The following is a 21,864-nucleotide window of genomic DNA, read 5'->3' on the forward strand; positions in this document are numbered from 1 at the left end:
CGGCAAAACCCTTTTAGCTAGAATTCTACCTATTATTTACTACTTCGGGAGAAGACTATGAACTTTCCTAACATTGCCCAACAAGTGATTGAAAAACTTGGCGGCAAAGAAAATATTGTCACTGCGGCTCACTGTGCTACCCGTTTGCGTATTGTGCTAAATGATGAAAGCAAAGTGGACAAGGAAGGCATTGACAACATTGAAGGCGTAAAAGGGCAATTTGCTGTAGCAGGCCAATATCAAATTATTTTTGGTTCCGGCACGGTGAATAAAGTTCACGCTGAATTAACCAAATTGCTAGGCATCGGCGATGTGAGTAAAGCGGAAGTAGCAGAAGCGGCAGGCGGTAATCAAAGTTTGTTGCAACGTTTGGTGAAAGGTTTAGCGGATATCTTCGTGCCGATCATTCCGGCCATTGTGGCAGGCGGTTTGTTGATGGGTATTTACAGCATGCTTACCGCCAAAGGGTTCTTTGTAGATGAACTCAGCGTCATCGACATGCATCCCGAACTGAAAGATTTAGTGGATTTCATTAACACCATTGCCAATGCACCGTTTGTGTTCTTGCCGGTGTTGCTTGGTTTCTCTGCCACCCGTAAGTTTGGCGGTAACCCATTCCTTGGGGCCGCATTAGGGATGTTATTGGTTCACCCGGCACTGGCTGACGGTTGGAACTATGCTTTAACGCTGGCAGAAGGCAAAATCCAATATTGGAATGTGTTTGGTTTGCAAATTGAACGTGTAGGTTACCAAGGCACCGTGATCCCAACCTTAATTTCTGCTTGGGTGTTGGCAACGTTAGAAAAAACGTTTCGTAAATTTGTGCCGTCTTATCTAGATAACCTGATTACCCCGTTATTTTCCTTATTTATCGCAGGTTTCTTGGCGTTTACTCTTATCGGCCCAATCGGACGTGAAGCCGGTTCATTAATTGCCGCAGGGTTAACCTGGTTATATGACACATTAGGTTTCATCGGCGGTGCAATTTTCGGTACTTTCTACGCCCCCATCGTGATTACTGGTATGCATCAAACCTTTATTGCGGTGGAAACCCAATTATTGGTGGAAATGGCACGCACCGGCGGTACCTTTATTTTCCCAATTGCGGCAATGTCTAACATTGCGCAGGGCGCCGCCTGTTTGGGCGTGGCATTTGCCTTAAAAGATCCAAAAGTACGCGGCTTGGCCATTCCTTCCGGCATTTCTGCGTTGCTTGGTATTACTGAGCCTGCCATGTTCGGGGTGAACTTGCGTTACCGTCAAGCCTTTATCGCGGCGATGATTGGCTCCGGTCTGGCAAGTGCCTTCATTGCCTTCTTTAACGTAAAAGCCATCGCCCTTGGTGCGGCAGGTTTCTTAGGTATTCCGTCGATTAAACCGGACAGCCTTGCGATGTACAGCATTGGCATGGCCATTTCCTTTATTGTGGCGTTCAGCCTTTCCACGGTTTTAGTGAAACGGGCGCAAGCCAAAGCTTAACAACAAAAAAATAGGTAACACCTCAAAGATGTTGCCTATTTTTTAGCTCCAATTCTCCATAAAAAACCACCGCACTTTTCATGATATTACCCATGAGAATCTGCCCTTAAGGGTATTTTAGGCTGGTTTTTAACGAACAGACTCAAGTGCGGTGGTTTTATGTTGATTTTCTAAATCGCGTATGAGTTATTTGCCAATCACCTCTAATCCGCCCATGTAAGGACGTAAAACCTCCGGTACGGTAATTGAACCATCGGCATTTTGATAGTTTTCCAAAACTGCCACTAAGGTACGACCCACGGCTAAACCGGAACCATTAAGGGTGTGCACCAAGCGAGGTTTCTTGTCACCTTTTGAACGACAGCGTGCTTGCATACGACGCGCTTGGAAATCCCACATGTTAGAGCAAGAAGAAATTTCACGGTATGTATTTTGCGCCGGTACCCAAACTTCTAAGTCGTAAGTTTTACAAGAACCAAAGCCCATATCACCGGTGCAAAGTAATACTTTACGATATGGCAAACCAAGTAATTGCAAGACTTTTTCCGCATGACCTGTCAGTTCTTCCAAGGCATCCATGGATTTTTCCGGTTCCACAATTTGAACCAATTCCACTTTATCAAATTGGTGCATACGAATTAAGCCACGTGTATCACGTCCATAAGAACCCGCTTCAGAACGGAAACATGGCGTATGTGCGGTCATTTTTAACGGTAAATTTTCCGCTTCTAAAATGTCACCACGGACCAAGTTAGTAACCGGCACTTCCGCTGTCGGAATCAATGCATAAGTGCGTTGCACTTCATTTGGGTCTTGCCCTTCTAGCGGTTTCGTGTGGAATAAATCTTCACTGAATTTAGGTAATTGACCTGTGCCATAAAGCGTATCGTGGTTCACTAAATAAGGCACATAAGCTTCCGTGTAGCCATGTTGTTCCGTGTGTAAATCCAACATAAATTGCGCGATAGCACGATGTAATTTGGCAATTTGACCTTTCATCACCACAAAACGGGAACCGGTTAATTTCACCGCAGAAGCGAAATCCAAGCCTTCTAAATTTTCGCCTAACGCCACGTGGTCTTTTACCTCAAAATCAAATTTACGTGGTTCGCCCCAACGGGATACTTCAAGATTTTCAGTGTCATCTTTCCCCAAAGGCACTTCATCTGCAGGAATATTCGGGATGTTCAAGGCAATGTCATTTAACGCATTTTGTACTTTTTCTAACTCAACTTTACCCTGTTCTAATTCTGCGCCCATGTGATCCACTTCCGCCAACAACGGCGCAATATCTTCTCCACGGGCCTTTGCCGCACCGATCGCTTTAGAACGCGCATTACGTTCTGCTTGTAACGTTTCGGTTTTGACCTGTAAGGCTTTGCGTTTTTCTTCTAATTGCGTGATGTTGTCCACATCAAGAATAAAACCACGTTTAATTTTTAATTTTTCTGCAACTTCTGCCAGATTATTACGAAGTAAATTCGGATCGATCATACTGTTACCTTTCTTCTTCTGTTTATTAATACTGCGTTAAAAATTGTGTTTATTCTATATCGTATTCAACCAATAAACTAGTAAAAACATAGACTAAAGTGCGGTTGAAAATCACCATGTTTTTTCTCACTGCCAGCTTTTTTACAGGTTAGGCGAGAAGTGAATCATCGCTATGCGTTGAAAAACACACCGATAAAATTTTGATGTAACGCAAAAATTTTCCTAATTCTACTACTTAATAAGTAGCCTTAATGCTAGACTGGCGTTGATTTTCTCATCACCAAATGAAATTATTTCTGGAGTCTCTATGGAATTTCTCATGAACTTAAGTGAAGGCACGCAATTTGCAATTCAGCTTGCGATCGTCTTAATCTGTTTATTCTACGGCGCCAAAAAAGGCGGTATCGCTCTAGGTTTGTTAGGCGGTATCGGTCTTATTGTCTTGGTGTTCGGTTTCGGCATTGAACCGGGTAAACCGGCAATCGATGTCATGTTAACCATCCTTGCAGTGGTGGTAACATCTGCAACGTTACAAGCCAGTGGCGGTTTAGATGTGATGTTGCAAATCGCAGAAAAATTACTGCGTAAAAACCCGAAATACGTCAGTATTCTCGCCCCATTCGTTACCTGCACCCTGACGATTCTTTGCGGTACCGGCCACGTGGTTTATACCATGTTACCGATTATTTACGATATCGCGATTAAAAACGACATTCGTCCGGAACGCCCAATGGCAGCCAGTTCTATCGCCTCACAAATGGGTATCATCGCTTCCCCGGTTTCCGTTGCGGTAGTCACCTTAACGGCTTTCTTAGTGAATGCACAAAACCATTTAGCCGGTTTTGACGGTTACTTAGATTTATTAAAAATCACTGTACCATCTACCCTTTGTGGTGTTTTAGCCATCGGTATCTTCAGCTGGTTCCGTGGTAAAGATTTAGATAAAGACCAAGAATTCCAAGAAAAATTAAAAGATCCTGAATTCAAAAAATATGTGTATGGCGACAGCGCTTCCCTACTCGATAAAAAATTACCACAATCCAGCTGGAATGCGATGTGGATTTTCTTCGGTGCGATTTTAGTGGTTGCCATATTAGGGTATTTCAAAGAATTGCGTCCGTCCTTTGAGAAAAGCACACCGGCGCAAGTAGTTGAAGTACTTTCAGGCAATAAAGCAGTCAAAAGCTTTAACGTGAAAGATGGTAAAATTCTTGCCGTAGCTAAAGACGGTAAAGTCGCTCTTGATGTTAAAGACAACAAAGCCAAAGCCAAAACAGTTTATGACCGCGCTGAGATTTATGACAACGAAGGCACATTAACCCAAACGATTGCTTTACAAGATAACAATGTGATCATTACTGCCGCGGATAAAACAGAAACCATTGAAAATGCAGCAATCGTCTTAAAAGACTCCGTGAAGAAAAAAGTCAATTTAGGCATGGTTCATGTCATTCAAATCTTCATGCTATTAGCCGGTTCATTAATCATCATCTTTACAAAAACCGACGCCGGCAAAATCAGTAAAAATGAAATCTTCCGTTCCGGTATGATTGCATTAGTAGCAGTGTTCGGGATTTCTTGGATGGCAGAAACCATGTTTACCGTCCATACACCGATGATGAAAGCGGCATTAGGGGACGTCGTAAAAGCTCATCCTTGGACTTATGCTGTGATGCTACTATTAATCTCTAAATTCGTTAACTCCCAAGCGGCGGCATTAGTGGCATTCGTACCACTGGCATTAGGTATCGGTGTTGACCCGGCGATTATTCTTGCCTTCGCAGCGGCTTGTTACGGTTACTACATTTTACCGACCTACCCAAGTGACTTGGCAGCGATTCAATTTGACCGCTCCGGTACCACCCACATCGGTAAGTTTGTCATCAACCACAGCTTTATTTTACCGGGCTTAATCGGTGTAATTACCTCCTGTATCTTTGGTTATATCTTCACAACTATGTTTGGATACTTGTAATTTAGATTAGATTTAATCTCAAATAACAATCCGCACGTAAAACGTGCGGTTTTTAGGCTCCCCTCTACAAGGGTCTATACTTCACAAGCCCCCCCAAGGGGCTTGTGAAAACCGGTAACCGTGTTTATTTTCATATCACTATTTTAAATGAATCGTAGCGTGCAACTTGTTGCACGAAATCATGAATGCCCGAAAGAGTTAAATAACGTTCCGTGCGTTATTTGGTCGTGCATCAAGATGCACGCTACGCATAAAATCGTGAATTACACATCCGAGTGTTAATCATTCGCGCACAAGATGCACGCTACGCATAAAATCGTGAATTACGTGTCGAGGTTAATCATTCGTGCAACAAGTTACACGCTACGAGGGGTAAATAATCCTCCTATAATGTTGAATTTCGGTTGTCAGCCTTATTCATTATATCGCGAGGATTTTTCTGTTCATCACTTAAGCTATTTGGCTCCATATATGTTGCGTATGGTTTTTATAGCCAGACTTTGGCTGGCTATAATAAAAAGGCTACTTCTCATGAAGTAGCCTTGTTTATGTCGATTAACTGATAAAACGTGATACAAAAAAAGCTATATTTCTAATGAAATATAGCTTTTTATAACCGACTATTTTAGATATTAAATTAAGATTTGAGCCGGTGCAGCATAACCTTGTGGAACTTGTTGTTTGTCTTCAAAGGTAACAAACTCCCACGCCTTTTGATTATCCAATACCGCTCTTAATAATTTATTATTCAAACCATGACCTGATTTATAGGCTTTGAAATCACCAATGATGTTATAACCACACATATATAAATCACCGATCGCATCTAACATTTTGTGACGAACCAATTCATCTTTAAAACGTAAACCGTCTTCATTCAAAATTCGGTAATCATCAAGCACAATGGCATTATCCAAGCTACCGCCTAAAGCTAAGCCTTGGGATTGAAGGTATTCAATATCCTTCATAAAACCAAAGGTTCTTGCGCGACTAATTTGTTGAACAAACGCCTGTGCGGAAAAATCCAACACATAATTACGTACATTTTTGCTAATTGCCGGGTGATTAAAATCAATCGTAAAGTTCAAACGGAAACCGTTATAAGGAGAAAATTCAGCCCATTTATCACCATCTTCTACGCGTACCTTTTGTTTAATACGAATAAATTTCTTCGGTGCATTTTGCTCTTCAATACCCGCATCAAGTAATAAATAAATAAATGGACTTGCACTACCATCCATAATTGGAATTTCCGGTGCATCTACTTCAACAATCACATTATCAATACCTAATCCAGCCAATGCGGCATTAAGATGTTCAACCGTTGAAATACGCACACCTTGTTCATTCACTAAGCAAGTACAAAGCATTGTATCACGCACTGAATTTGCGTTAGCCGGGAATGTCACCGGCGGATTCAAATCAGTACGGCAATAGACCACCCCAGTATTCGGCATTGCCGGGCGCAAAATCAGAGTAACTTTGTTACCGCTATGCAAGCCAACACCGGTGACTTTAATGCTTTGTTTTAAGGTTCTTTGCTTAATCATAATTCTCTCTATTTGTCATTATTACGCATAAAATCACGTACATTAAACAGTGAATCAACATTAGCAGGAATAGGTTTATCTTCCGGCTTTTGTTGACCACGTTCAGATACGTTATCTTGTGTTATCTGACCATAATTTGGCGCTCGAGTTCCCAAACTACCAAAGGCTGTACTAATCGGTTGAAGACCCGGTTGAGTATTTCCCTGTACTGTCTGAGGACGAGCAGGAATTTGAATTTCCGGCGTTTCAGGCTCGCCGATACCGGTCGCAACAATAGTTACACGAATTTCATCAACCATATCCGGCACTAATGTCGTACCGATAACCACGGTTGCCTCTTCCGAAGCAAACCCTCTCACGGTCTCACCTACAGCGTTGAATTCAGATAATCCCAAATCCATACCACAAGTAATATTAACTAAAACACCTTTCGCACCGGATAAATCCACACGTTCTAATAGATCGCTTTTCACGGCAATTTTTGCGGCTTCTTCAGCTCGCCCCTCTCCTTGTGGACCTTGTGCTGCGCCAAAGCCAATCATCGCTTGTCCCATTTCTGACATCACGGTACGCACGTCAGCGAAGTCCACGTTAATCAACCCTGGAGATGTGATCATATCGGAAATACCGGTCACAGAATTATTCAACACATCATTTGCGGCGGAAAATGCTTGTATCAATGTGGCATTTTTAGGCATGGCCTTCGTTAATTGCTCGTTAGGGATGATAATAAGAGAATCCACATATTTCGATAACTCTTTAATTCCCATTTCAGCAAACATCATCCGTTTCTTACCTTCGAATACAAACGGCTTCGTCACCACAGCGACGGTAAGAACACCTAATTCTTTTGCAATTTGAGCCACGATCGGTGCTGCACCGGTACCTGTACCACCGCCCATACCGGCAGCGATAAATACCATATCAGCCCCTTCCAACATTTTACGAATGGCATCCTGATCATCTTCAGCCGCTTTACGACCGACATTTGGGTTTGCACCGGCACCTAATCCTTTCGTTGTATTCGCACCGATTTGAACGGTTTGTTGGGCTTGACTCTTACGAAGCGCTTGAGCATCTGTATTCACAGAATAGAATTCAATCTTACCATGCTCATCGGTGTTAAATAGAGCATCGTCAGTAATTAGATTACCGGCATTTTTTTGCTGCATATTTGCAACCATATGATTAATCGCGTTACCGCCGCCACCGCCAACACCGACGACTTTAATCAACGCACCACTCATTTCACCAAGATCGTAATCCACCGGCTCAAACATAATTACCTATTCTCCGTTAGTGCCGACAAATTATCGGCGTATTAAACCCAAATTGTTCATATTGTAGATGAAAAATCAAAATTCTCAAAATTCCGACCGCACTTTATTAAAAATTTTTTTCATGATATTGCCACAAGCACTTAAAAATCCGCTATCGGTATGTTCCTCATTGATTGGACCTTCATCTTCATTACTATGTCCATATTGCAATAATCCAATGACCGTTGCATATTGTGGTTTATTGACGTAATCTGTAAGACCGGTAATATTTAACGGGCTACCAATACGCACTTGAGCGTGAGTACCGAATACCTCGGCGGCACATTCTTTTAAGTCTTCAATTTGTGCGCCACCACCGGTGATGACAATGCCGGCAATAAGCTCACATTTCATATTTTTAGAATCTAAGTCCGCTTTTAAATAAAGAAGTTCATTTTTAACTAAACCTAATAATTCTTTATAGCGGGCAGATGTCACCATCGAAAGTTGTTCGCGAGTCAATGTACGCGGACCACGCCCACCAATGCTAGAGACTTCAATTTTTTTATCCGCATGATGTTTCGGTGGACAAAATGCACTACCATGATTCACTTTAATGCTTTCAGCCTCCATTCTTGAGGTCGCACAAGCATAAGCAATATCATCGGTCACACGATTACCGGCGTAAGGAATCACCTTACTAAAGCGCAATGCCCCATTAATATACACCATAATATCCATGGTGCCGGCACCGAAATCAATTAAGCAGACGCCCAAATCTTTTTCATCTTCAGTCAATACAGAATAACTTGAAGCCAAACCGGAAAAGACAATTTTCTCCACTTTTAATTTGCAACGTTCTACCGCTTTTTTCAGATTGTTTAACCAATCTTGATGACAAGCAATTAAATGGGTCTGCGCTTTTAAACGCACACCTTGCAAACCTAGTGGATTTTTAATATTCATTTGCTTATCAACGGCAAATTCTTGTGGAATAATGTGCAACAAAGACAACCCTTCCGGCATTTTCACCGAACTGGCTGTGTGAATCGCGGAATCAATTTCATCTTGTGTGACTTCGCCTTCGGCAATCGGAACAAAGCCATTTTCATTTAGACTTTGAATATGTTCACCGGTAATGGCTAGCGTTACGCTCATAATACGGCAGTCAGCCACAGATTCAGCCGCTTCAATGGCGCGTTGAATTGAAGTCACTACTGCATTGAGATCCGTAATGCTTCCTTTATCAATTCCTTTAGAAGGGCAACTGCCGACACCAAGCACGTTTACCACGCCATCAGGCAATACCTCACCCACTACGGCAACCACTTTTGATGTACCGACTTCCAATCCTACAATAGTCTTTGATTCCACAATTTTAGACATTTTTTAACTTCACTATTAATATTTAATTAGCATCCACCATGCCTACCGAAGCACCGGAGGCGTAACGTAAATCAACGTAAGATAATCGCTTATTTTCAGGAATTTCAATCTGTGGATAAATCGTCACGAAACGCTCGAGTTTGTTTTTCCAGTCGCCTCGCCCAAGTTTCAGTACCACATCATTATCTAATACGACTTTCCATGCACCACGCGCATCAATGGCAACCGCTTTTAAATTTAAGCCTTTTTGTTTCAAATCAGCATAAATTCTATTCCAGGCATCAAGCACTTTTTCACTTTGGAAATCCGGACCGGCTAGACGCGGGAGATGCGTATCTTTGAGTTTATTCATGGGCAGCTGGAAAACGACGCCATCATCAGACAGAAAATCGCTTTCGTTCCAAATCGCAACAGGCTTATACTCTGTCACCCAAATGCTTAACTTATTCGGCCACATTTTTCGCACAACCGCCCCTTTTACCCAAGGCATTGTTTCAATTTGCTCACGAATAATGTCGGCATCCTGACCGAAAAAGCCTTTTAACCCACCCATTTTCAATAAAACATCACGCACATCCGCATCCGTCGTAAAGGTTGGTGTACCGACTAATGCAAATGCACTGATAGGTTTACTATCTAATTTTTCTAGAAAACTTTGCCAATTTGAATAAGAATAGAACGCGATGCCAACGCATAATAGCACAAGTAATAATTTAATTTGCACAAAAACTTTTGATTTTGGCTCACCATATCTTATATTTTGTGTGGTTTTGCGTTTTAGTAAATTCATTCCGCGCTCAACTCTAAAATTTTCTCAACCAACTGTTCAAAAGAATACCCGACCGTTGCAGCTGATTTTGGGAACAAACTGTGGCTTGTCATACCGGGATTCGTGTTCACCTCTACCAGACGGAACGTTCCTTCCGCATCTGCCATCACATCAATACGGCTCCAACCACGACATCCCACCACATCATAAGCCTGCTTCACCAAACGGCGTAATTCCTGCTCACGCGCGTCACTTAAGCCAGCCGGGCAAAAATACTGTGTATTGTCAGAAATGTATTTTGCGTCATAATCATAGAACTCTCCTTCCGGCACGATTTTTATGGAAGGTAACACTTCACCATCCAATACCGGTACAGTGAACTCATCGCCAGCAAGCCACTCTTCGATAAGTACGGTGCGATCAAATTTAAGCGCAAAATCCACCGCACTTTCCAATTCTTCCATCGTTTTCACTTTGGTTAACCCTACGCTAGACCCTTCTAAAGAGGGTTTCACCATTAACGGCAAACCGAGTTTTTTAACTACTGACTCAGGGTTTAAGGTTGCTCGATTTTCCACGGTAACGATTTCCATTTCAGCGACCGGCAAACCAAAGGCTTTCCATAACATTTTCGTGCGCATTTTATCCATGGTCAGCGCAGACGCCATCACGCCGCAGCCGGTGTAAGGAATACCGATTTGCTCCAACAACCCTTGCATCGTGCCGTCTTCACCACCGCGACCATGTAAAATATTAAACACACGATCAAAGCCTTGTTCTTTTAGTGTTGCGACTGGAAAAGTTTTCGGATCAATCGGGTGAGCATCATACCCTTGTTTACGCAACGCATTTAATACGGCTGTTCCTGAATTTAAAGACACCTCACGTTCGGCTGAGGTTCCGCCCAATAATACGGCAATTTTTTCTTGTTTTAAGGTTTTACTCATCTCGCTATCCACTTATTCTTTTGTCCAACGTTCTACTAACTGGCGTGAAAGCTTGCTCACGCTGCCGGCGCCTTGCGCCAAAATTAAATCCCCATCTTGAATAATTTGATCAAGCACGTCTCCTAATTGTGTCGTATCAGACACCAAAATCGGATCCACTTTGCCAAGATTGCGAATGGAACGACATAATGCTTTACTATCAGCCCCCACAATCGGTGCCTCACCGGCGGGATACACATCCAACATAATCAAGGCATCGACCTGAGATAAGACTTGCACAAAGTCATCAAATAAATCGCGGGTACGGGAATAACGGTGCGGTTGGAAAATCATCACAATCCGTTTATTTTCCCAACCTTGACGCGCCGCTTGAATGGTAACGCCCACTTCGGTCGGATGGTGTCCATAATCATCCACCAACATCACTTTACCATTCGGACGAATAAATTGCCCTAATTGATCGAAACGACGCCCTGCCCCTTGGAAATCCGCCAATGCGGCTAAAATCGCTTCGTTTTTGATGCCTTCCTCTTTAGCTACCGCCAACGCGGCCGTCGCATTTAAAGCATTATGGCGTCCCGGCACATTCAGCAAGACATCGATGCGTTCACCGTTCGGGCAAATCACCGTGTAATGACCTTGGAAACCGGTTTGTTGATAATCTTCAATGCGATAATCGGCATTCTCACTGAAACCGTAAGTAATCACCTGACGCCCAACTTGTGGCACTAAACTCATTAAATCGGCATCATCGGCACATAACACGGCGAGACCATAAAACGGCAAATTATGTAAGAAATTCACATAGGTTTGCTTCATTTCATCAAAATCACCGTGATAGGTATCCATATGATCCGGCTCAATATTGGTCACGATAGAAATCATCGGCTGCAAATGCAAGAAAGAGGCATCACTTTCATCGGCCTCGGCAATCAAATAACGGCTACGCCCTAAATGCGCATTCGTCCCGGCAGATTTCACCAAACCGCCATTAACAAAAGTCGGATCCAAACCTGCTTCTGCATAAATCATAGAGACCATCGCGGTGGTGGTTGTTTTACCGTGCGTACCTGCCACTGCAATACCATGACGAAAACGCATTAACTCCGCCAACATTTGCGCGCGTTGAATGACCGGAATGCGTGCTTCTTTTGCCGCCACGACTTCAGGGTTGTCATCACGAATCGCGGAAGAAATCACCACCACGCTGGCACCGGCAATATTTTCTGCTTTATGCCCAATAAAAACGTTTGCGCCGGCACAAGTTAAACGCTGAGTCACCGCACTTTCCGCAATATCCGAACCGGAAATATGATATCCCTCATTCAATAAAATTTCGGCAATACCACACATCCCTGCGCCACCGATACCAATAAAATGAATTTGCTTCACTCGGCGCATTTCCGGAATGATGTCTCTAATCTGTTGATGATAGTTATCCATGAATCTGTCCTTCTTACTCGGTCGCGCAAAATAGTTGAAAAAACGACCGCACTTTTAATTTAATTTGCCACGTCTTCAATCACGTCAGCGACCCGCTTAGCCGCTAACGGTGTTGCCTTACTTTTTGCCTTTAATGCCATGGCTAATAATGTTTCACGATCTGCTAACAGCGGGGTTAACGCATTCAACAGACGCGCTTCGGTAAATTCTGGTTGTTCAATGATCAGCGCCGCCCCTGCATCCGCTAAATATTTGGCATTCAAAAATTGCTGACGGTCTTTATGTTGGAAAGGCACGAAAATAGCCGGCACACCGACTGCCGCCAATTCGCACACCGTCAATGCGCCCGAGCGACAAATCACAATGTCCGCCCAAGCATAAGCCTCTGCCATGTCATCAATAAACTCTGTCGCCACGCCATTTTGGTTTGCCTGATAAATTTCCTCAATGCCTGCTAAATTGCCCTTGCCTACTTGGTGACGCACATAAATCTCCAAACCTTGAGCACTGAGTTTCTCTGCAACTTTTGGCACAGTTTGATTTAACACGCGCGCTCCTTGGCTGCCGCCGACAACTAAAATACGCAAGGTTTTATCACGCGCAGCAAAACGTGTTTCCGGCGATTCGGTTTGGAATAAATCACGACGTACCGGATTACCCACCACTTCGGCATGAGGAAAGACATTGGGAAATGCCTGTAATACACGAGCTGCAATTTTCGACAACCAGTGATTGGTTAACCCCGCAATGGCATTTTGTTCATGCAATACTACCGGCACGCCGCAAAGTTTTGCTGCAATACCGCCCGGGCCCGAAACATAGCCGCCCATGCCTAATACCGCATTGGGTTGGTATTGTTGAATAATCTTACGCGCCTGACACACCGCGCGCAAAATCGCAAAAGGTGCCAATAATAAAGACTTGATGCCCTTGCCGCGTAACCCTGAAATTTGGATAAATTCAATGGGAATGCCATGTTTTGGTACGAGTTGGGCTTCCATTCGATCTTTGGTGCCCAGCCAGCGAATTTCCCAACCTTGCTGCTGTAATTCTTGTGCAACGGCAATGGCAGGGAAAACATGTCCGCCTGTTCCACCTGCCATCACTAATAATTTTTTACCCATCTCTTTTCTCTAAAAATACTTAAAAAACCGACCGCACTTTTGGGCCTAGTCATCTCGCAATCTTGCTTGACCACCACGCATGAGGCGATTTTCGTGATCAATGCGCAGAAGCATACCAATAGTCACCGACATAATGATAATACTGGAGCCCCCGTAACTGACGAGTGGAAAGGTAAGCCCTTTGGTCGGTAACATCCCCAGCGCCATCCCTAAATTCACAAAACCTTGGAAGAAAATCCAAAAGCTGATCCCGAAAGCCAAAAAGCCTTTAAAACGCTGTTCCAGAATTAAGGACTCACGCCCAATTTTCATGGCGCGAAAAACCAATAAGCCAAGTAGCGTAATAATGATAAAAATCCCAAAAAAGCCGAACTCTTCGCCCACAATCGCCATTACGAAGTCAGTGTGTGCTTCCGGCAAATATTCCAATTTCAATACGGAATTGCCTAGCCCTTCCCCGAAAAAGCCACCACGACCGAATGCCATTAACGAGTTAGATAATTGGAAACCGGTGCCGTAAGGGTCTTTGAAAGGATCCATAAAGCCGGTAATCCGTTTTAGACGGTATGCGGATGTCAGCACCAACCACACAAACAGCAACAAGCCCACGCCAATTAACCCGATAAACTGCCAAAAGTTGGCACCTACGATAAATAATAAGCCAAAGGTGATAATAAATAAGACAACGGCACTGCCCAAGTCAGGTTGTACTAAAAGGAAACAGCCCATCACGCCCATCACGATAAAAGGCTTGAATGCACTTAATTTGCGACTCCGCACTTCATCATAACGACGGGTAAAATAACTGGCGAGGAAACAGGTTAAGGCTAACTTGGCAAATTCCGCCGGTTGGAAATTAAATAAAACCATCGGGATCCAACGGCGTGCGCCATTCACTTCCCGTCCGATCCCAGGAATCATCACGAGAAAAAGCAACACCAAAGCCACGCCAAAGAGTTTAACATGCCATTTTTCCCACTTTTCCATGGGAATTTGTAGCGCAAAATAACAGGTCACACAGGAAAGGATAATGTAAAGCACATCGCGCTTGGCAAAATAGAACGCATCACTATACAAACGGGTCCCCACCGGAATAGAGGCTGAGGATACTGCTAATAACCCAATTAATAGCAAGATTAAATACAACCAAAGCAACGTGCGGTCGTACAACGAACTGCTTGGCGTTACGGTGGTTGCTTGCACGCTACGCGCTTTAAACTGATCCCAAAATCCCATGTATTTTCCTCATCTGTCCTAACTTAGTGATGAGCTTAACTGTGCCAATCGCGTGAACTCTTCACCGCGTGCTTCAAAACACGGAAATTGATCCAAACTGGCACAGGCCGGGGATAACAACACCATGTCGCCTGCTTGTAATTGCGGACGGATTGCCGCGATGGCTTGATCCATGGTGTCGAATAAGCGACTTTGTGAGGTAAGATCCGCTAACGCTTTGCCATCACGGCCAAAGCAATAACAATAAATATGCGGCTGATTAATTAAAGTTGCCAGAGCTGAAAAATCGGCGCCTTTGCCATCGCCACCTAACAATAAATAGAGTTTCCCGGCGACCTGTAAACCGGTTAATGCAGCAACCGTACTACCGACATTGGTTGCTTTTGAATCATTGATCCAACGCACGCCGTTCGCCATATGCGCCACTTGGAAACGATGTTCCAAGCCACCGAACTCGCGAAGTGCGGTCTGAATTCCCAGCAAATTAATACCGGCTGCTTGTGCCAAGGCAATCGCGGCCAAGGCATTCATGTAATTATGGCGACCTGTTAATTTCATTTCATCACAAGCTAAAATCACCTCATCACGCGCCATTAAATAGGTTTTCTGATTTTCATTTTTCAGCCAATAATCCGCATGATGTTCCGCAAAACTCACTTTTTTTTCCGGGTGTTGCGTAGTTGGCAGGGTGAGCGAGTCTTCTCCGTTAACTACCGCCGTTTGGCAATTATCGTAGATTTTTAATTTCGCCTGGCGATAATCCTGTAAATCCACGTAACGATTCATATGATCTTCGGTGACGTTCAACACTGTTGCTGCCACGGTTTTTAGCGAATAGGTGGTTTCTAACTGGAAGCTGGAAAGCTCCAAAACGTAAATATCATGCGATTGATTTAAGAGAGAAAGCGCAGGAATGCCGATATTACCGCCCATGCCAACGCTTAATCCGGCGGCTTTTGCCATTTCTGCAACCAATGTGGTCACAGTACTTTTCCCATTCGAACCGGTAATGGCCACAATCGGTTTATCCGCTTCTCGACAGAACAGCTCAATATCGCCGACGACTTCGACACCGGCTTGAAGTGCGGTCTGAATTTCAGGTGTTTTTACCGCAAGACCCGGGCTAATTACGATCAAATCGCTTTCTAACAGCCATTGCTGGTTTAAACTGCCGGTATGCAGAGGAATGGCTTTATCAAGTTGTTCTGCCCCTGCCGGTGCATTGCGCGTATCAATGACACGAACATCAGCATGTTTAGCGCGCAGAAAATCAACACAGGATAACCCTGTTTTGCCCAGTCCGATAACCGTGACTTTTTTATCTTGATATTGCATGAAATTCTCTCTCAAAAATGACCGCTCTTTTTTGGGGGGATTAACGTAGTTTTAAGGTCACTAAACCAATTAATACCAGCATTAAGGAAATGATCCAGAAACGCACAATAACACGTGGCTCCGGCCAACCTTTTTTCTCGAAATGATGATGAATCGGTGCCATCAGGAAAATGCGTTGTTTGTTACGCAATTTGTAGGAACCCACTTGTAAAATCACGGACAGGGTTTCCATGACGAACACACCACCCATGATCAGCAATAGAAATTCTTGGCGAACTAAGACGGCAATCACGCCTAACGCGCCGCCCAACGCTAATGAGCCGACATCGCCCATAAACACTTGCGCAGGGTAAGTGTTAAACCACAAGAAGCCAAGACCGGCGCCCACAATGGCAGTACAGAATACCACTAACTCAGCACTAAATTTAATGTACGGAATGTGTAAATATTCAGCGAAGTTAATGTTCCCAGTTGCCCATGCCACCAATGCAAATGCACCGGCGACCATGATGGTCGGCACAATCGCCAAACCATCTAACCCATCCGTTAAGTTCACAGCATTACTGGAACCGACAATCACAAAATAAGCTAATACAATATAGAAAATGCCTAGCTGAGGCATTACCGTTTTAAAGAACGGCACGACAAGGCGTGTCGCATCGGTATCTTGCCCCATGGCATACATACCAAACACAGCCACCAATGCCACCACAGACAGCCAAAAATATTTCCAACGCGCCACTAAGCCGTCTGTGCTTTTACGGGTAATTTTACGGTAATCGTCCACAAAGCCGACAGCGCCGTAGCCGAATAAAACAAACAAGCTAAACCAAACATAGGGGTTTCTTAAATCCGCCCATAATAATGTACTCACACCAATGGCAAAGAGAATCATGACACCGCCCATGGTCGGCGTCCCTTTTTTGGCAAAGTGACTTTCAGGGCCGTCATCACGTACGACTTGACCAAACTTCAATAATTGCAAGCGACGAATAACCTTCGGGCCGATCCATAAGGACAATAAAAGTGCCGTGAGCAACGCTAAAATAGCACGCACGGTAATGTAGGAAATGACATGGAAATCAGAATTGTATTTGGTGAGAAACTCAGCAATCCAAACTAACATAAAAAATTACCCTTTAATAAATCGATCACGTCTTCCATTTTCATACTGCGTGATCCCTTCACCAAAACAACGACTTTTTGTTGTGTTAATTGTTGTTTAATGATTGGTGTTAAATAAGCGACAAGTTCTTTTTTATCGGTAAAATGACGACCCAAATTGACCGCACTTATGGCGGCACTGTCACGTCCAAATGAAATCACCAAATCCAATTTGGCAGCACGGGCGAACTCGCCCACGTCTTGATGACAAAGCGGTGTATTATCGCCTAATTCTGCCATATCACCAACAACAAAGACGCGAAATGCCGAATATTTTTGCAACACAGAAATTGCCGATTTCATGGAACCTACGTTCGCATTATAGCTATCATCGAGGAGCAAAAGATTTTCACAAGGGACAATCGGGAACAAACGCCCTTTCACCAAAGATGGCGTTTCCAACCCTTTTTTGACCTGCGCTAACATCGCACCCACATTCATTGCCAGCGCTGCCGCGGCTAAAGCATTTGATACGTTGTGCTCACCTAAATATGGTGAATCAATCTGCACATTGCCTTGTGGCGTGTGTAAGACGAAAGCCGCCCCTTGTTCGGAAAATACAATGTTTTCAGCATAATAATCGGCTTGCGGATCATCGTAAGCAAAATATTGCACCGCATGATCACCAATATCTGCCTGCCATTTTTGTGAATAGTTATGTGCCTTGTTAATAATAGCGACGCCATGCTGGGTTAATCCGCGGAAAATTTCGCCTTTGGCGGTGGCAACGCCCTCAAGAGAACCAAAACCTTCCAAATGAGCTGCCATGACATTATTGACTAACGCCACATCAGGCTGCGCCAAGGCGGTGGTATAGGCAATTTCACCAAGATGATTGGCGCCAAGTTCAATCACTGCAAATTTATGTTTTTCGGTTAAACGTAATAACGTCAGCGGCACACCGATGTCGTTATTAAAATTGCCTTGGGTAAATAAAACGTCGTCAAAATCCACCGCACTTTGATGCAAGATAGCCGCCGTCATTTCTTTTACCGTGGTTTTGCCCGAAGACCCTGTCATCGCCACCACTTTTGGATTGATTTTCTCACGCAACCATTTGGCAAGCTGCCCTAAGGCAAGACGAGTGTCTTTCACAATTAATTGGGCAATATTGCCGTCTGTTGGATGTTCAACTACGGCGGCAACACAACCTTGTTCAGCCGCTTTCATAACGTAGTCATGTGCATCAAAATTTTCGCCTTTCAACGCAAAAAACAGACCGTGATTGACGGTTTTACGGCTGTCCGTACTCACGTTTTCGACAGTCACGTTGCCATCACCGATAAGTTGTGCCTCTAAAATGGAGGCGATTTGAGAGAGTGATAATGTAATCATAGTTTTCGTTACTGAGATAAATAATGACGGGCAACTTCCTGATCGGAAAAATGATGCTTCGTTTTGCCAATAATTTGATAGTCTTCATGCCCTTTGCCGGCAATTAAAATAACGTCATTTTCCACCGCACTTTGAATCGCCGTGGCAATGGCCGCTTCACGTTGGTGTATTACTTGTACGGCTTGCGGATGAATAAACCCTTTTAAAATATCCGCCATGATTTGGGTGTGATCTTCTGTACGGGGATTATCATCCGTAGCAATGACCTTATCCGCCAACTGTTCGGCAATTTTCGCCATCAACGGACGTTTACCACTATCGCGATCACCACCACAGCCGAAAATACACCAAAGCTTACCATGGCAATGTAACCGTGCTGCCTGTAACGCTTTTTCCAACGCGTCCGGTGTGTGAGCGTAATCCACGATCACGGTCGGTTTATGCGGAGCATGCAACATTTCCATCCGACCACAAACACCGGTTAATTTATGTGCACTACGAAGGAGTTCGGCTAAGTCATAGCCAAGCGCCAACAAGGTTGCCATGACCAACAATAAATTACTGACGTTAAATGCGCCAATAAGCGCGCTTTGTACCTCGCCATTACCCCAAGAAGATTCAAATTGAATACTGGCGCCTTTGTGATTAAAGGTGACGTTTAGCGCTTTCAACCATTTGGCTTGTTGTGGCACAAAATTCGCATTGCTACTGACCGCAACAGCTCCCGGCATGTCGGCTAACCAGGCTGCCCCAACGGGATCATCTGCATCAATGATGTGGTGGCGAACATCCAATTCGCTGAATAAACGTTTTTTCGCCGCGGCATAATTTTCCATCGTGTGATGGTAATCCAGATGATCGCGACTTAAATTCGTGAACACCGCGGCACTGAAATGCACGGCCTCGACGCGATGTTGAACCAAACCGTGAGAAGACACTTCAATCGCCGCAAAATCTGCGCCCTGTGCCACAAACTCCGCCAGTGATGCTTGGATTTCCACAGCAGAGCCCGTGGTATTTGTCGCTTCTTTGACTCGGCCGAATAAGCCGTTACCAATAGTGCCCATTACGGCGCTGGTATGCCCTAAAATCTGTGTCCACTGTGCCAATAATTGCGCGGTTGTCGTTTTGCCGTTGGTACCGGTAACCCCAACCAAGGTTAGACGCTTGGAAGGCTGCCCATAAAACACATCCGCAAGATGGGATAAATGTTCGCTTAAACGGTAAAACGCAATGAGTGGAACCTTTTGTTCGTAGCGCACCTGAAGATGTTGTGCCTCAGAATCAGCCTCAAAAATGACCGCACTTGCGCCATTTTGCAACGCTTGCGGAATATATTGACGACCATCGGTTTGATGTCCTTTAATTGCAACAAAAAGACAGCCGGCCTTTGCAGTTCGACTGTCTAATGTCATTTCGGTGAGATTCACATTTTCTGCAATGTGAATCCCAAGAAGATCAGTTAATCGATACATAATGTTTTCTCAATGAATGAGTGGAAAACGCTTTATTTACGCACCGCACTTTATGTTGAATTTAGTTGACTTCACTTGATTTTTTACTATTCAAACGAACAGTGCGTTTCGTTGTTTTATCTGTTTCAATGCCATCGGGCGGTACGTTGTTGCTACGCAACGCATAGCTCATGATGCTGGAAAATACCGGTGCGGAAATTGCACCACCATAGTACTGCCCAGCTTTCGGATCATTAATCAGCACCACCAAAGCATAACGTGGGTCGGTAATTGGTGCGATACCTGCGGTATAAGCCACGTATTTATCTACATAGCGGCCATTTTCCAATTTCTTCGCTGTACCGGTTTTGATGCCGACACGATAGCCTTCAACCATCGCACGGCCATTTTTAATCGCGACTTTTTCCATCATGTTGACGACTTCGCGTGTGATTTTTTCCGAGAAAACACGATGACCAATTACCGGCGGATCGACTTTTGTAATAGATAGAGGGCGATAAATACCAAAGCTACCTAAAGTGACATAAGCACGAGCAATTTGTAATGGCGTTGCATTCAAACCATAACCATAGGCTACGTTAGCACGCTCAATATCAGACCAGCGAGCACGGTTGGCATTCAATAAACCGGATTGTTCACCAATCAATCCTAAATCTGTCGGTTTGCCTAAACCGGCATTTTGATAGGTTTCCATTAAGGCACTCGGTGGCATACGTAACGCTAAACGGCTCACACCACGGTTACTGGAGTTTTCCAAAATGCCGTCTAAACTTAACTGATCACGTGGTGCCACGTCTTTGACTTCATGGCCGTTCAAGATTAACGGGCCGGTATTAATAATTTCATCACGACGTACTACGCCACGTTGAAGTGCGGTTAAAACCACGAACGGTTTTACCGTTGATCCCGGCTCGAAGGTATCGGTAATCGCGCGGTTACGCATTAACTCGGATTTTACTCCCACACGATTATTCGGGTTATAAGAAGGGGCATTTGCCATTGCTAAAACTTCACCGGTGCGCACATCCACCAACACCGCCGTACCGGATTCCGCTTTATTCTCGGCAACCGCTTTCTTAATTTCACGGTAAACCATGGATTGTAATTTTTCATCAATGCTCAAGGTGACATCTTGCGCATCATATTTCTTCACATCGGAAATATTTTCGACAATGTTACCGAATCGGTCTTTACGATATGTCATTGAACCGGATTTGCCCACTAACATGGAATCAAAGCTTTTTTCAATGCCTTCAATACCTGCGCCATCAATATTGGTATAACCAATCAAATGGGCGGTTTCTTCCACGCGAGGATAAAAACGGCGCGCTTCCGATTTCAAAACGATACCGGTAATTTTTAACTCTTTTACATATTGTGCAAGGGTCGGTGAAATTTGACGAGATAAATACACAAAGCGAGATTTCGGATCTTTTTCTATCCGTTTGACCAAATTGCTATAAGAAATCCCCAAGGCTTCTGCCAATTTTTGCCAGCGTTCTTTATCTTTCAATGCGTTTTCATCAAAGATAAATTTCGGATCGGCAACGACAGAATACATCGGCACGCTAACAGACAACAGTTGACCATTACGATCTAAAATAGAACCACGCACAAACTGAATTTCTTGTTTGCGCAAAGAACGTTTATCCGCTTCATCGATTAATGAATCGGCATTGACGATTTGAACATAGGCAGCTTGGCTAACCAGTGCGATTAATCCCAAAAGAATTAAACTTAACACCGAAATATAACGGGCTTGTAAAAAGCTTTTTTCATAAACAACCTTCGGTTTATTCGGCTTAACCGCAGAACTGCTATGAGATGTCCCTTTTGTGGCTTTTTTGGGCTTAGGTAACTTAGAGGATTTATTAAACTTCACCATATCTCTCA

At 44.0% G+C, this 21,864-nt stretch carries 16 protein-coding genes; 2 read left to right on the top strand and 14 right to left on the bottom strand.

Features of this window, described 5'->3' with window-relative positions; all coding sequences use genetic code 11:
• Nucleotides 1-57 precede the first annotated feature (57 nt).
• The gene (locus J5X96_RS07870; protein WP_209362849.1) at nucleotides 58-1,479 is read left to right on the top strand and encodes a sucrose-specific PTS transporter subunit IIBC; all 1,422 of its coding nucleotides are present in this window, start codon (nucleotides 58-60) and stop codon (nucleotides 1,477-1,479) included.
• 186 nt (nucleotides 1,480-1,665) lie between these two features.
• On the opposite strand, the gene serS is transcribed toward J5X96_RS07870, so the two are convergent.
• A complete protein-coding gene (gene serS, locus J5X96_RS07875) occupies nucleotides 1,666-2,973 on the bottom strand; it encodes a serine--tRNA ligase (protein WP_209362851.1) in 1,308 nt (435 codons plus the stop codon).
• Nucleotides 2,974-3,280: 307 nt separating this feature from the next.
• Between serS and J5X96_RS07880 the strand changes: the two genes are divergently transcribed.
• Nucleotides 3,281-4,948 (top strand): anaerobic C4-dicarboxylate transporter, encoded by a 1,668-nt coding sequence (locus J5X96_RS07880; RefSeq protein WP_209362852.1) that lies wholly within the window; start codon nucleotides 3,281-3,283, stop codon nucleotides 4,946-4,948.
• Nucleotides 4,949-5,580: 632 nt separating this feature from the next.
• On the opposite strand, the gene lpxC is transcribed toward J5X96_RS07880, so the two are convergent.
• The 13 genes from lpxC to ftsI form a co-directional block, all read right to left on the bottom strand.
• On the bottom strand, nucleotides 5,581-6,498 hold the full coding sequence (gene lpxC / locus J5X96_RS07885; protein ID WP_209362854.1) for a UDP-3-O-acyl-N-acetylglucosamine deacetylase: 918 nt from the start codon (nucleotides 6,496-6,498) through the stop codon (nucleotides 5,581-5,583).
• Nucleotides 6,499-6,506: 8 nt separating this feature from the next.
• Nucleotides 6,507-7,778 carry a cell division protein FtsZ gene (ftsZ, locus tag J5X96_RS07890; protein ID WP_209362856.1) on the bottom strand — a complete coding sequence of 424 codons (1,272 nt, stop codon included), beginning with the start codon at nucleotides 7,776-7,778 and terminating at the stop codon, nucleotides 6,507-6,509.
• Between the two features lie 84 nt (nucleotides 7,779-7,862).
• Nucleotides 7,863-9,143 carry a cell division protein FtsA gene (gene ftsA, locus J5X96_RS07895; RefSeq protein ID WP_021617060.1) on the bottom strand — a complete coding sequence of 427 codons (1,281 nt, stop codon included), beginning with the start codon at nucleotides 9,141-9,143 and terminating at the stop codon, nucleotides 7,863-7,865.
• Nucleotides 9,144-9,165: 22 nt separating this feature from the next.
• On the bottom strand, nucleotides 9,166-9,933 hold the full coding sequence (locus J5X96_RS07900; protein ID WP_209362858.1) for a cell division protein FtsQ/DivIB: 768 nt from the start codon (nucleotides 9,931-9,933) through the stop codon (nucleotides 9,166-9,168).
• The gene (locus J5X96_RS07905) at nucleotides 9,930-10,859 is read right to left on the bottom strand and encodes a D-alanine--D-alanine ligase (protein ID WP_209362860.1); all 930 of its coding nucleotides are present in this window, start codon (nucleotides 10,857-10,859) and stop codon (nucleotides 9,930-9,932) included. The genes J5X96_RS07900 and J5X96_RS07905 overlap by 4 nt, the downstream gene beginning before the upstream one ends.
• A 12-nt stretch (nucleotides 10,860-10,871) precedes the next feature.
• Complete coding sequence (gene murC, locus J5X96_RS07910; protein ID WP_209362861.1) at nucleotides 10,872-12,302, bottom strand: UDP-N-acetylmuramate--L-alanine ligase; 1,431 nt, start codon at nucleotides 12,300-12,302, stop codon at nucleotides 10,872-10,874.
• Nucleotides 12,303-12,361: 59 nt separating this feature from the next.
• Nucleotides 12,362-13,426 carry an undecaprenyldiphospho-muramoylpentapeptide beta-N-acetylglucosaminyltransferase gene (murG, locus tag J5X96_RS07915; RefSeq protein ID WP_209362870.1) on the bottom strand — a complete coding sequence of 355 codons (1,065 nt, stop codon included), beginning with the start codon at nucleotides 13,424-13,426 and terminating at the stop codon, nucleotides 12,362-12,364.
• Nucleotides 13,427-13,471: 45 nt separating this feature from the next.
• Nucleotides 13,472-14,662: a putative lipid II flippase FtsW gene (gene ftsW, locus J5X96_RS07920; protein ID WP_209362871.1), complete on the bottom strand. Its 1,191-nt coding sequence runs from the start codon at nucleotides 14,660-14,662 to the stop codon at nucleotides 13,472-13,474.
• Between the two features lie 18 nt (nucleotides 14,663-14,680).
• Complete coding sequence (gene murD, locus J5X96_RS07925) at nucleotides 14,681-15,997, bottom strand: UDP-N-acetylmuramoyl-L-alanine--D-glutamate ligase (protein ID WP_209362873.1); 1,317 nt, start codon at nucleotides 15,995-15,997, stop codon at nucleotides 14,681-14,683.
• Between the two features lie 40 nt (nucleotides 15,998-16,037).
• The gene (gene mraY / locus J5X96_RS07930; RefSeq protein ID WP_021617067.1) at nucleotides 16,038-17,123 is read right to left on the bottom strand and encodes a phospho-N-acetylmuramoyl-pentapeptide-transferase; all 1,086 of its coding nucleotides are present in this window, start codon (nucleotides 17,121-17,123) and stop codon (nucleotides 16,038-16,040) included.
• The gene (gene murF / locus J5X96_RS07935) at nucleotides 17,117-18,496 is read right to left on the bottom strand and encodes a UDP-N-acetylmuramoyl-tripeptide--D-alanyl-D-alanine ligase (protein WP_209362875.1); all 1,380 of its coding nucleotides are present in this window, start codon (nucleotides 18,494-18,496) and stop codon (nucleotides 17,117-17,119) included. Before murF ends, mraY begins: the two co-directional genes overlap by 7 nt.
• 8 nt (nucleotides 18,497-18,504) lie before the next feature.
• Nucleotides 18,505-19,971, bottom strand: coding sequence for a UDP-N-acetylmuramoyl-L-alanyl-D-glutamate--2,6-diaminopimelate ligase (gene murE / locus J5X96_RS07940; RefSeq protein ID WP_209362877.1), 1,467 nt, complete (start codon nucleotides 19,969-19,971; stop codon nucleotides 18,505-18,507).
• A 61-nt stretch (nucleotides 19,972-20,032) separates the two neighbouring features.
• Nucleotides 20,033-21,856 (bottom strand): peptidoglycan glycosyltransferase FtsI, encoded by a 1,824-nt coding sequence (ftsI, locus tag J5X96_RS07945; RefSeq protein WP_209362878.1) that lies wholly within the window; start codon nucleotides 21,854-21,856, stop codon nucleotides 20,033-20,035.
• Between the last annotated feature and the right edge of the window lie 8 nt (nucleotides 21,857-21,864).

This window comes from Aggregatibacter sp. 2125159857 (assembly GCF_017798005.1).
Taxonomy (GTDB): domain Bacteria; phylum Pseudomonadota; class Gammaproteobacteria; order Enterobacterales; family Pasteurellaceae; genus Aggregatibacter.